Below are 12,558 nucleotides of genomic sequence, written 5' to 3'. Positions count from 1 at the left end.
ACGCTGGAAGCGGTGCGTACCCAGGCAGCCGTTAATCACGGACTCTTATGACAATCAACGGCTGGTTACAAATCCTGCTCTTTTTTGCCGTGATCCTCGCCGTCACGAAGCCGCTCGGCGTGTTTATGACGCGCGTCTTCAACCGCGAGCGGACATTGCTCGATCCGGTGTTGCGGCCCCTGGAGCGGCTGATTTATCGCCTGACCGGCGTGGACGAACGGCGTGAGATGCGCTGGACGGAGTACAGCGTGACGATGCTGCTCTTCAGCTTGGTCTCGATGCTCGTGCTCTATGCGCTTCAGCGCTTGCAATACTATTTGCCCTTCAATCCGCAAAAGCTGGCGGGGATCATTCCGCACTCGTCCTTCAACACGGCGGCATCGTTCACGACCAACACCAATTGGCAGAGCTATGTGCCCGAAGTGACGATGAGTTACCTGACGCAGATGGCGGGGCTGGCGTATCACAACTTCGTCTCGGCGGCGGTCGGCATTGCGCTCGCTATCGCCTTTATTCGCGGCATCGCGCAGCGCGAGAAAGACACGCTGGGCAACTTCTGGGTAGACATGACGCGGGCAGCCTTGTGGGTCTGTTTGCCGTTCTGCCTCGTCGGCGCGCTGGTGCTGGTGGCAGGCGGCGTGCCGCAAAACCTGCGGCCTTACGACACCGTCAAACTGCTCGACCCTCAAACCATCGAGGTAGAGAAGAAAGACGCGCAGGGGAACGTCGTCAACGGGCCGGACGGCAAGCCGCTCAAAGAGACGCAACAAATCACCGAACAAGTGATCGCGCAAGGGCCGGTGGCTTCGCAAGAGTCTATCAAGGAGTGGGGCACGAACGGTGGCGGCTTCTTCAACGCCAACAGCGCGCACCCCTTCGAGAACCCGACGCCGTTGACGAACTTCCTGGAGATGATTGCGATCTTCGCCGTCTCGGCGGGGCTGACGTACACGCTGGGCCGGATGACTGGCTCGCCACGCCACGGCTGGGCGGTCTTCGCCGCGATGTCGGCGCTGTTTTTTGCGGGCATTCTGGTGAGTTACTGGGCCGAAGCGAAAGGTAATCCGCTGCTGGCCGGGGTGGATCAGGCGACGACGGTGATGCAGTCGGGCGGCAATATGGAAGGCAAAGAAGTGCGGTTCGGGCTGGCGAATACCGCGCTCTGGGCGACGATTACGACCGATGCTTCGTGCGGCGCAGTCAACGGGATGCACGATTCCTTCACACCGCTGGGCGGGTTGGTGCCGCTGGCGAACATCATGCTCAGCGAAGTGGTCTTTGGCGGTGTGGGCGCGGGGCTGTACGGCATCTTGATTTACGTCGTACTGGCGGTCTTCATCGCCGGGCTGATGGTCGGGCGCACGCCGGAGTATCTGGGCAAGAAGGTCGAGGCTTACGACGTGAAGATGGCGATGCTCAATCTGCTGATCTTCCCGCTGACGATTCTGGTCTTCACGGCGATTTCGTCAGTCTCATCAGGCTTTGGTACCGCGCAACTCAACAACGGCGGGCCGCACGGGCTGACCGAAATGCTCTATGCGTTCACCTCAGGCACAGGCAACAACGGTTCGGCCTTCGCGGGCATTTCGGCCAACACGTATTGGTACAACACGACCCTCGGCGCGGCGATGCTGTTGGGGCGGTTTTTCATGATCATCCCGATGCTGGCGCTGGCGGGCAGTCTGGGCCGCAAAAAGATCGTGCCGCCGTCCTTGGGCACGTTCCCGGTCACGACGCCGCTTTTCGCGACATTGTTGGTGAGCGTGATTTTGATCGTGGGGGCGCTGACCTTCTTTCCGGTCTTGAGCCTGGGCCCCATCGTGGAGCATTTGCTGATGCAAGCGGGACAGACATTTTAGTTTGTAGTCCCGCCTTCAGGCGGAATGGGTTGGTAAGCAATCCTTCCGCCTGAAGGCGGGACTACAAACAGAAAGAGACTATGGCTAAAGAAAAGACGATCTCAATTTGGGACCCGAAGATCATGACGCGCGCCTTGGGGGATTCATTCCGCAAGTTGCACCCGGTCAAAATGATGGGCAACCCGGTGATGTTCGTCGTCGAGGTGGGCAGCGTCATCACGACGATTTTGCTCGTCCGCGATCTTGCACAGGGTACGCATGGTATCGGGTTTGACTTGCAGATCACGCTCTGGCTCTGGTTCACCGTGCTTTTCGCCAACTTCGCCGAGGCGATGGCCGAAGGGCGCGGCAAAGCGCAAGCGGACAACTTGCGCAAAGCCAGAACCGAGACCACGGCGAACAAGCTGTTGCCCAACGGACAGACGCAAGTGGTCGGCGCGACGCAGTTGCGCAAAGATGATGTCGTGCTCGTCTCGGCGGGCGAATTCATTCCCGGCGATGGCGAGATTATCGAAGGCGTCGCCTCGGTGGATGAATCAGCCATCACGGGCGAATCCGCACCCGTCATCCGCGAAGCCGGTGGCGACCGTTCGGCAGTCACCGGCGGCACGCGCGTGCTGTCAGATCAAATCAAGATTCGTATCACCTCGAACCCTGGCGAGACCTTTCTCGACCGCATGATCGCGCTGGTCGAAGGCGCCGAGCGGCAGAAGACGCCAAACGAAATCGCGCTGAACATCCTGCTCGCAGGCTTGACGATTATCTTTCTGCTCGCCGTTGTGACGTTACAGCCCTTCGCCGTTTATTCGAACGCGCCGCAGACGATCTTCGTGCTCGTCTCGTTGCTGGTTTGCCTGATCCCGACGACCATCGGCGGACTGCTCTCAGCCATCGGTATCGCTGGGATGGATCGCTTGATCCAACATAACGTGCTGGCGATGTCCGGGCGCGCGGTCGAGGCGGCGGGTGACGTGAATACGCTGCTGCTCGACAAGACCGGCACGATCACGCTGGGCAATCGGCAGGCGACCGAGTTCGTCACATTGCCCGGCGTAGATGCGATGGAGTTGGCCGAAGCCGCCCAATTGTCTTCGCTCGCCGATGAGACACCAGAAGGGCGTTCAATTGTCGTGCTGGCGAAAGAGAAATACGGTTTGCGTGGGCGCGAACTGCACACCCATCAGGCGCACTTCATCCCGTTCACAGCGCAAACGCGCATGTCCGGCGTGGATTACGACGGGCGCGAAATTCGCAAAGGCGCGGTGGATGCGATTGAACGCTACGTCAGCAATAATGGCGCGCTAGCTCCAGCGCAATTGCGCGAGATTGTCGAACGCATCTCCAAAGCGGGCGGCACGCCGCTCGTCGTGGCCGATAGCAAACGTCCGCTGGGTGTCATTTATCTGAAAGACATCGTCAAAGGCGGGATGAAAGAACGCTTCGATCAACTGCGCGCAATGGGCATCAAAACGGTGATGATCACGGGCGACAACCCGCTGACTGCGGCGACGATTGCACGTGAAGCCGGCGTGGACGATTTCCTCGCCGAAGCCAGGCCCGAAGACAAGATGGCGCTGATCAAACGCGAACAGGCTGAAGGAAAGCTCGTCGCCATGACCGGCGACGGCACCAACGACGCACCCGCGTTGGCGCAAGCCGATGTCGGCGTGGCAATGAACACTGGCACGCAAGCCGCGAAAGAAGCAGGCAATATGGTTGATCTCGATTCCAATCCGACCAAGCTGATCGAGGTAGTCGAAATTGGCAAACAGTTGTTAATGACGCGCGGCGCGCTGACGACCTTTTCCATCGCCAACGATGTGGCGAAATACTTTGCCATTATCCCGGCGATGTTTTCGGCGGCGTTTCCGGTGATGAATGCGCTGAACATTATGAAGCTCGCGACGCCGCAATCGGCGATTCTGTCAGCGGTGATTTTCAATGCGCTGATCATCATCGTGCTGATTCCGCTGGCGCTCAGAGGCGTCAAGTATCGCCCGTTGAGCGCAGCGGTGCTATTGCGGCGCAACCTGTTGATCTATGGCTTAGGTGGCGTGGTTGTCCCGTTCATTGGCATCAAGCTGATTGACGTGATCATTGTGGCGTTGGGATTGGCGTAGTTTGCCCTGGGGACGCATCGCTTCCAGCGTGCAGTCTCGGTAAAAGACGAATTCCTGCCGGAAGAAGGCGGTCTGCTGCCGAGACTGCACGCTGGAAGCGCTGCGTACCCAGGTAGGCACCGTTTTTATGACTATCAAACGCGGCTAGACACGAAACTGGAGAGAAGCGGCTAGATACGAAACCGGAGAGAAGATGAAAAACTTAAAGACTGCAATTCTGATGACGATTGTGACGACGATCCTGCTGGGATTGGTCTACCCACTCGTCGTGACTGGCCTGGCGCAAGTCCTATTCAAAGACAAAGCCAACGGCCAGTTGATCGAGCGCAATGGCGTAGTGATCGGCTCGCGTTTAATCGGTCAGCCTTTCTCTTCGCCGGGCTATTTTCGCTCGCGGCCCTCGGCAGCGGGCGCGGTGGGTTACGATGCGGGCGCGTCGTCCGCATCCAATCTGGGCCCGACCAGCAAGAAACTGATTGACCGTGTCAAGGCGGATGTCGAGAAGCTGCAAGCCGAAAATCCCGGCCAGCCGATCCCGGTGGATTTGGTGACGACTTCTGGCTCCGGCCTCGACCCGCACATCTCGCCTGCGGCGGCGGAATTCCAAGTGCCGCGCGTGGCACGCGAGCGGGGCCTCAGCGAAAATGACCTGCGGGCGCTGGTCGCCACGAACACTGACGTTCGTTCGTTCGGCTTTTTGGGCGAACCGAGAGTGAACGTGTTGCTGTTGAATTTGGCCCTCAACGACCGTTATCCGCTGAAAAAATAAGAGCATTCGGCATGCAAAATGGCGAGAGCAGACCATCACCGGAATCCTTGCTGGCGAAGCTGAAGGCGGAAGAGCAGCCACGGCTACGGGTCTATCTCGGGGCAGCGCCCGGCGTCGGCAAGACCTACCAAATGCTGGAGGACGCGCAGCAACTCATACGGCAGGGCGTGGATGTCGTCGTCGCCGTAATCGAGACGCACAGACGCGCCGACACGGCAGCACTGATCGGAGATTTGGAACAGGTGCCGCTGCGCGGCATTGCCTATCGTGGCGTGACATTGAAAGAGCTTGACCTGGCCGCCGTCATCGCGCGCAAGCCCGCCATCGCCATTGTGGACGAACTCGCCCATACCAACGTCCCCGGCTCGAAAAATCACAAACGCTACGAGGATGTTTTAGAACTGCTCAGCCACGGCATCTCAGTCATCACCGCCGTCAACATTCAACACATCGAATCGCTCAATGATGTAGTCGCCCAGGTGACGGGCGTGCGCGTGCGCGAAACGATTCCCGATCACGTCATCCGTCGCGCCGACGAAGTCGTCAACGTGGACGTTTCGGTAGACACGCTGCGCACACGCTTGCGGCAAGGCAAAATTTACGGCGTCGAAAAGATCGAACAATCGCTCAACAACTTCTTCCGCAAAGGCAATCTGACCGCCTTGCGCGAACTGGCTCTGCGGCAACTGGCCGAAGACCAGGATGTGAAGGCGCGCAAATACCGCGCGCAGGAGGGCCTGGAACAAGCCACGCTGCCCGAACGGGTGATGGTCTGTATGGCCTCGCGAGGCAGCGCCAAAAAGCTGCTGCGGACCGGTTCGCGCATCGCCGGGCGTTTGGCGGATGACTGGTATGCCGTCTATGTCGAGACGCCGCGCGAAGAGCCGGGGCGCATTGATCCGCAGGATTTCGTGGCCTTGCAAGAGAACATCCGATTTGCCGAGGGCTTGGGCGCGCGCGTGGTGAAACTCAAAGGCAGTAACGTGGCTGATGCGCTGATCGAATTTGCACGGCGTGAATGCATTACCCATGTCATCTTCGGCCAATCGGCGCGCTCGCGCTGGAACATTCTGCTGCATGGTTCGATCATCAATCGCTTTCTCAACGAAGTGCGCGAGGCGACGGTGCAAGTCGTGCCGATGGACAGGCCGGCTGCGTCAACCACGCGCGCGCAGAACGGTGGAGGAAGTGACGAATGAATTTGCGCCTCAAACTTTTGCTCAGTTATTTGCTTTTTGTGCTGGCCTTGGGGGCGCTAGGAGCGTGGAGCGCGTGGCGCTTGCGCGAATTGAGTGGCGTGGCACAACTAATCATCTCAGAGAATTACGATTCGGTGGTCGCCGCGCAAGAGATGAAAGAGAGTCTGGAACGGCAGGACTCCGCCGCCGTGATCCGGTTGCTGGGGCAAACCGAACGCGCGGACACACAATTACGTGAGCAGCGTGCCCGGTTCGATGCCGCGCTCGAAAAAGCTGCCAACAACATTACCGAACCGGGCGAAACGGAACTGATTGCCAAGCTGCGGAATGAACGTGAGGCCTATTATCGAAGCGTGGATGCGTGGTGGCAGGCGGACGGACGCGTAGTGTTGAACGAAGCAGCGGGTTTCCGCAGCCGCTACTTTGCAGAACTCGAACCGGCGTTTCACCGACTGCGCGGACGTTGCGACGAATTGTTGCAGCTCAATCAAGGCGCGATGCGGACAAAATCCGCACGTGCCGCTGGCGTGGCGCGGCGTTCGCTGTGGCTGACGTTCGTACTCGCCGTCGGCTTGATTGGTGTGGGGCTAGCGTTGGCGTTTTACCTGGCGCGCCGCATTGTGCAACCGATTGTGGCGTTGACCGCCACGGCGGCACGCATTGCCGGGGGCGATCTGGGGGCACGCGCCGAGATCCTTTCGCGTGATGAAGCCGGCGTGCTGGCGGTGGAGTTCAACCGCATGGCCGCGCGCATTCGACAATTGCGGCAAACCGACATCGGCAAGCTGGTCGTGGCGCAACAGACCACAGCCGCCGCGCTTGATTTGCTCAACGATCCTGTCGTGGTGACGGATGAACAGGGGCGCATCACCAGTTTGAATCCGGCGGCAGAAGCCGTGTTTGGCGCAGAAGAGCACAGCTTGGGCAAAACCGTTACGGAAACTGCGCCCGATCAGCGGCTGGCCTCAGCCGTGGTCGAAGCGCTCAAATCCCCCGCCAGCGGCGAAACGTTCGGCACGGCGCTGCCCCTCGCGCTCAATGGCTCGTTGGGTACTTTGCGCCCGCGCGCCAAACCGATGCGCGACGGCGCGGGCCAGTTGCTGGGCGCGGTGTTGTTGCTGGAAAACGTCTCGCAGCAGCAAGGGCTTGACCGCTTCAAAACGGAATTCATCGCCACCGCCGCGCAGGCGTTGCAAGAACCGTTGCTCAGCGTGCAGATGGATTTACACGCGGTGCTAGCCGACGAACTAGGCGCGTTGAGCGACCAGCAACGCGACATGCTGTATGCCTGTCGTGAAGACAGCGAGAAGCTGGAACGCATCATGCGCGAGCTGGTGGAACTGACCGAACTGGAAGCTGGTGCGCACACGCCTGTGCTCAAACGGCTGGCTGCCTCGGAATGGTTGTGCACGCTAGCCGAGGCCTGGCAATTACAGATCGAAGCGGCTGATCTGACCTTTCTGCGCGAACTCCCGGCCAATCTGCCCGCCATCCAGGCCGATCCTGAAATGCTGCGGCGCGTGCTCGGCATTTTGCTGGGCAACGCCATCGAAAACACCCCGCGCGGCGGCACACTCACTTTGTCCGCTGCCACCAGCGCCGAGCAATTGGTGATTGCCGTCGCCGACACCGGGCGCGGCATCCCGCCGGAATACCTGCCACGCATCTTCAGCCGCTTTGTCAAAACGCCGGATTCGGCAGCCAGCGGCGCGGGCCTGGAATTGGCGATTGCCCGGCGTCTTGCCGAAGCGCAAGGCGGACATTTGGGCGTGCAATCGCAAGTGGGCGTGGGGACGGTTTTCAGCTTGACCTTACCCCTTGGAAGTTGAACACCGCCAATTGAAACACGTGTTTGCGGCTGGCTGAATCCTCCGAAAGCCGCTCCATCCGCAATGATGGCTTGCTCGTGTTTTAGAACTGAGGGTGGCCTCGAAGCGCCAAGGTATTCACTCAAAAGCAGGACTGCCTCATTGGTGAGACACAGCCAAATATTTCTTGAGCTTTTTCGCGCTCCTTTTCCGCAATTATCAGTAGAGCAAACAAAACGCCGATCCCTTGCGCGTCGAACGCAATGCTGGTGAGGCGTTGACGCTTGGCCGCCATTGCCAGGTCGAATCGGCAATGCAATTGGCGGTTTGCTGACAGACGCGCCAGCGCTTCATCGCGGGCGCAAGTGACAACATTGCTTTTTACTTCGAGAGGCTTCACCGATGAAATACCTACAGGAAAGCGCGCTTTGGCTTTTTATTTGTTTTGCTGCGATTGGTCTGGGCGCAATGGTGTTCCAGATGGTCGTGCTTGTGCCGGTTGTCGCGCACGACTTGCCGGGTTCCGTGCTGGCCTTCAACCAGAATGGCATCAAGCCCGCTGTTTTTTGGACTTCGCCGCTGCTGGCCGCCAACTTTTTGCTGGGTTTGCTGGCCACCGCGCTGCATTGGCGCACGACGCGGCGATACTGGGTGCTGGCCGCCATTGGGTTGGCCGTCTTGGCCGAAATCTTCACCGTTGTTTACTGCCTGCCACGGCTGAGCATGATGGGATTTCTGTTGACCGGGAACGCCTTGCTCTCAGACGGAGCGCAACTGACGCGCGTCGCCCACGAATGGATGCGCGCCGATGTGTTGCGTTTCTGGGCGTTGATCGTCCCGGCGTTTTTGTGCGCGCTCAAAGCACTGTCTATTCCACTCCAACGACTTGGTGAAGCGCACCGCTAACCGCTGAATCGCGCAATTTGGTTCCTGATTGGCTGGAGCCTTTGGAGCCTTTACCACGCAGAGCAAAATGCCTGACGGCCTTTTTCTTGCATTTCTCATTGAATAACCGGTGGGGTCTAAAGCTATGAATCGCAGAGTCATTATTCAAATCGTAATCTGGTCCTTTGTCTTGTCAGCGGGATTGCTGACGGGCGGCAGCATCTTTGAAGGCTTGGTACTGACGCCACTTTGGGCGCACGCGCTGCCTGAATCTGTCCGGCAATGGCCGTATGGCACGGTTCAGAGCAAGTTTTTTGCCTTCGCCACGCCGCTATACGGCCTCTTTTCCTTGGTGTTATTGCTCGTGTCCCGCTGGCTGCCGCAAAAACAACGGACGTGGGCGTTGGTGGCCGGGCTGTGCGGACTCATCGTGATTGTTGCGACGTTCACCTTCTTCTTTCCCATCCTGCAACAAACCGAGGGCGCGCGCGGCGCGGGTTTGAGTGACGAAGAGATTGTGCGGCTGGTGAATCAGTTCAAGACTTGGCATTGGGGGCGCTGGGCCTTGTTGAGCGGCAGTTGGCTGGCTGGTTTACGTGCCTTAAGCCTGTCCGCAGAATCTGTTTCCGCAAAAACGTAAGGCATTGGCGCAACTATTCTTGTTGCTTGAATGGCGCGGCTTTCTCCGGCTTGCCCCACGCTTCGTATAACTTGACCAATTTCTCTTTCACGGCTTGCACGCGCTCGGCATCTTTGAAGGTTTGATATAGCTCGTAACTTTTCAGGTAGTTCGTTTCCGCTTCGGCGAACTGTTTTTGCGTGGACGCCAAATCGCCCAAGCCATCCAGCGCGTGCGGGACATAGGTGGCATCCTTGGTCTTTTGCGCGATGCGCAAACCTTCATTGAACTGCGTGAGCGCTTCAGCGTAGGCCTTTTGCGGGACTAATACGCGGCCCAATTCAATGCGCACGCGGCCAATATGCGGATGTTCGGCAGGCAGTGTTTTCAGGCGGATGGCGAGCGCCTCGCGCAAACAGGCTTCGGCCTGCGCATATTCGTGCCGGTCGCGCAGCAGCGTGCCGAGGTTGTGCAGCGTGAGCGCCGTTTGCGGATGGCCGTCAGGATAAATTTTGCGCCGCAAGGCCAGCGTGTCGCGCAAGGTTTGCTCAGCGCCAGCGGTGTCGCCTTTGTTGCGCAGCATCGAAGCGAGGTTATGCATGGTCATCGCGACGTCAGGGGCATCCGGCCCCAGCCGTTGGCGGCGGATGGCGAGCGCTTCACGTTCGGCGGCTTCGGCGCCCGCGAAGTCTTTTTTATCGGAGAGCAACACGCCGAGGTTATGCAAGGTCGTGGCGACGTCCAACGACTCGTTGCCCGACAGCTTGCGTTGTAAGGCGATGGTTTCTCGATAGAGCGGTTCGGCGGCGGCGAAATCGCCTTTGAGTTTGGTCAGCAAGGCTAAGTCATTGAGGCTCTCGGCAACTTCGCGGCTTTGGTTGCCATAAATTTTGCGGCGAATGGCGAGGGCTTCGCGCGTGAGCGCTTCGGTGCGGTCGTTTTGCCCCAAATCGAAAACCGATTGCGCCAGCGCCGTTGCCGTGCGCGCCACGTCGGGATGTTCGTTGCCCAGCAAATGACGACGCTGTTGCAAAGCCTCTTCCAGCAAAGTGGCGGAACGCTCATACAATCCCAGGCTGTAATAAACCTCGCCCACGGTGTGCAACAACGTCGCCTGCGTTTCGGGCTGGTCTTTCAACTCCGCGCGAATTTTGTCGGCGCCTTTGTCAAGGATTTCGCGCGCCGTGACCTGGTTGCCGCGCGCGGCGCCGGGGTCGTTGACCTTGAATAAATCCACCAGAAAGCTCGAAACCTTTTCAGCTTTCACGCGCTCGCGTTCGGCGCGGTCGCGTTCGCGCGCAATGCGCACGGATTGCACCAGCGTCGTACCCAGGAAGGCTAGCAATAACACGGCGAATAATACTGCCGCTGTCACCGCCGCCTTGTTGCGTTGCACAAATTTGCTGGCGCGATATTTGAAGGTGTCTTCACGCGCAATGACCGGCAACCCGGCGAGATGGCGGCGCAGGTCTTCGCTAAACTGTTCGACCGAGGCATAGCGACGTTGCGGCTCTTTGCGCAAGGCCATCAACACGATGTTGTCAAGATCGCCTGCTAATTGCTTGCGCCAGCGCGCCGTTTCGGCGTCGTCGTGAATCGTGCCCGTCTTGTCTTTCGCCAGGCCGGATTTGAAGACCGCTGTGCTGGGCTTGTTCGGGACGGATTCGCAAACGGCCTGGACGACTTCATGAAGCTCTTTGCCTTTGATTTCGTAGGGGCGCTGACCAGTCAGGAGTTCGTAGAGAATCACGCCCAGCGCATACACATCGCTCGCGGTCGTGATTGTTTGGCCGCGCACCTGTTCGGGACTCGCATAGGCCGGCGTCATCGGGCGCGCCGAGGTCGCGGTCGGGGCAAGCGTGTCGGACATCAGCGCCGGATTGAGCACTTTGGCGATGCCGAAATCAAGCAGCTTCGGCACGCCTTCCGCCGTGACCAGAATGTTGGCGGGCTTGAGGTCGCGGTGTACGACGAGATTCTGGTGCGCGTAATGCACCGCACCGCAAACCGTGCGAAACAAGTTCAGCCGTTCGTGCAAGGTCAGGTTGTACGTTGTGCAATACGCGTCGAGCGGTTCGCCTTCGACGTATTCCATCACGAAGTAAGGCAGGCCGTCGCTGGTCGTGCCACCGTCGAGCAAACGGGCGATATTGGGATGATCGAGCGCCGCGAGAATCTGGCGTTCATGCCGGAAGCGCGCAATGATTTCGTCCGTATCCAGGCCGCGCTTGATAAGTTTCAAGGCCACGCGCTGTTTGAATTCGCGGTCGGCGCGCTCGGCCAGAAAGACCGCGCCCATGCCGCCGTGGCCGATTTCGCGGATAAGTCTATACGGGCCGATGCGCCGGTCAGCGGCGGGCGCGGGCGGCGCGTTGGTGGCGAATTCAGAGGCCGTGGCTGCGCCGGATGACGGCGCAGATGACGGTGAAGATGACAAGGGGGGAAATGAAGGCAAGGCGGCCTGGATGCCGCCTGAATCCACAAACCCGCCTGCTGCATCTTCTGCCGCAAGCAAGGTTTCGACTTCGGACAGCAACTCGCCATCGTCACCGCAGACTTGCGCGATGAACTGCGCGCGTTCGTCCTCGGCGCGTTCGAGCGCGGCTTGATAAAGGGCCTTGATTCGCTGGTAACGTTCAGGAGTCACAGAGGTGAAAAGTGAGAGGTGAAAAGTGAAAAGTGAAAAGCTGATCTTCACTTTTCACTTTTCACTGATTTGCTTGTTGAGCCAGTGCTTCGCCATCGTCCATTCGCGTTTGACGGTGGCGGGCGAAACGCCGATGACAGCGGCGGTTTCTTCGATAGAAAGACCGCCGAAATAACGCAACTCGACGATGCGGCTCTGTTGCGGATCGAGCCGCGCGAGTTCGTGCAAGGCGTCATCGAGCGCCAGCAGATTCACATCGCGTTCCTGTGCGGGCACGTTGAGCGCCTCGTCGAGCGCCAGGCGTTCGGCTCCGCTGCCCCGCTTTTCGGCTTTATGGGCGCGCGCGTGGTCAACGAGAATGCGGCGCATCAGGTGCGCGGCCGCGCCAAAGAAATGCGCCCGGCTCTCAAAGTTGGCATGACTTTGATCAATCAATTGCAAGTAGGCTTCGTGAACGAGCGCCGTCGGTTGCAAGGTGTGGTCGGCGCGTTCCTGGCGTAAATAGCTGGCCGCCACCTTGCGCAATTCCTCATACACGATGACCAGCAACTGGTCGCGGGCGCGTTCGTCACCCGCGCGCCAAGCCTGCAACAACCGTGTTGTTTCCGTTGGGTTCGCCACCATCACCTCTTTCTCGCGGGCTTTGTCTGAA

At 59.2% G+C, this 12,558-nt stretch carries 10 protein-coding genes; 7 read left to right on the top strand and 3 right to left on the bottom strand.

What is annotated here, in order from left to right; translation table 11 throughout:
- Nucleotides 1-47: 47 nt before the first annotated feature.
- The 5 genes from kdpA (at nt 48) to HY011_02430 (ending at nt 7,776) form a co-directional block, all read left to right on the top strand.
- The gene (gene kdpA, locus HY011_02450) at nt 48-1,859 is read left to right on the top strand and encodes a potassium-transporting ATPase subunit KdpA (GenBank protein MBI3421778.1); all 1,812 of its coding nucleotides are present in this window, start codon (nt 48-50) and stop codon (nt 1,857-1,859) included.
- An 80-nt stretch (nt 1,860-1,939) separates the two neighbouring features.
- Nucleotides 1,940-3,979 (top strand): potassium-transporting ATPase subunit KdpB, encoded by a 2,040-nt coding sequence (gene kdpB, locus HY011_02445; protein MBI3421777.1) that lies wholly within the window; start codon nt 1,940-1,942, stop codon nt 3,977-3,979.
- Nucleotides 3,980-4,172: 193 nt separating this feature from the next.
- Nucleotides 4,173-4,748 carry a potassium-transporting ATPase subunit KdpC gene (kdpC, locus tag HY011_02440; protein MBI3421776.1) on the top strand — a complete coding sequence of 192 codons (576 nt, stop codon included), beginning with the start codon at nt 4,173-4,175 and terminating at the stop codon, nt 4,746-4,748.
- Between the two features lie 11 nt (nt 4,749-4,759).
- The gene (locus HY011_02435; protein ID MBI3421775.1) at nt 4,760-5,947 is read left to right on the top strand and encodes a universal stress protein; all 1,188 of its coding nucleotides are present in this window, start codon (nt 4,760-4,762) and stop codon (nt 5,945-5,947) included.
- Entirely contained in the window at nt 5,944-7,776 is a 1,833-nt protein-coding gene (locus tag HY011_02430; protein MBI3421774.1) for a HAMP domain-containing protein, read from the top strand. The genes HY011_02435 and HY011_02430 overlap by 4 nt, the downstream gene beginning before the upstream one ends.
- Nucleotides 7,777-7,897: 121 nt before the next feature.
- Here the strand turns inward: HY011_02430 and HY011_02425 are convergent, their stop codons facing one another.
- On the bottom strand, nt 7,898-8,155 hold the full coding sequence (locus HY011_02425; protein ID MBI3421773.1) for a hypothetical protein: 258 nt from the start codon (nt 8,153-8,155) through the stop codon (nt 7,898-7,900).
- 2 nt (nt 8,156-8,157) lie between these two features.
- On the opposite strand from HY011_02425, the gene HY011_02420 reads away from it, so the two are divergent.
- Both HY011_02420 and HY011_02415 read left to right on the top strand, forming a co-directional pair.
- Nucleotides 8,158-8,661 (top strand): hypothetical protein, encoded by a 504-nt coding sequence (locus HY011_02420; protein MBI3421772.1) that lies wholly within the window; start codon nt 8,158-8,160, stop codon nt 8,659-8,661.
- Between the two features lie 124 nt (nt 8,662-8,785).
- Nucleotides 8,786-9,280, top strand: a complete 495-nt coding sequence (locus HY011_02415; GenBank protein ID MBI3421771.1) for a DUF1772 domain-containing protein — start codon at nt 8,786-8,788, stop codon at nt 9,278-9,280.
- Between the two features lie 13 nt (nt 9,281-9,293).
- On the opposite strand, the gene HY011_02410 is transcribed toward HY011_02415, so the two are convergent.
- Both HY011_02410 and HY011_02405 read right to left on the bottom strand, forming a co-directional pair.
- The gene (locus tag HY011_02410) at nt 9,294-11,906 is read right to left on the bottom strand and encodes a serine/threonine protein kinase (GenBank protein MBI3421770.1); all 2,613 of its coding nucleotides are present in this window, start codon (nt 11,904-11,906) and stop codon (nt 9,294-9,296) included.
- 54 nt (nt 11,907-11,960) lie between these two features.
- Nucleotides 11,961-12,530 (bottom strand): sigma-70 family RNA polymerase sigma factor, encoded by a 570-nt coding sequence (locus tag HY011_02405; GenBank protein ID MBI3421769.1) that lies wholly within the window; start codon nt 12,528-12,530, stop codon nt 11,961-11,963.
- Nucleotides 12,531-12,558: the final 28 nt, after the last annotated feature.

It is taken from the genome of Acidobacteriota bacterium (genome assembly GCA_016196035.1).
GTDB lineage: Bacteria > Acidobacteriota > Blastocatellia > RBC074 > RBC074 > JACPYM01.
The sequence above is the reverse complement of the archived record's forward strand: the minus strand, read 5'-3'. Positions and strand labels throughout refer to the sequence as shown.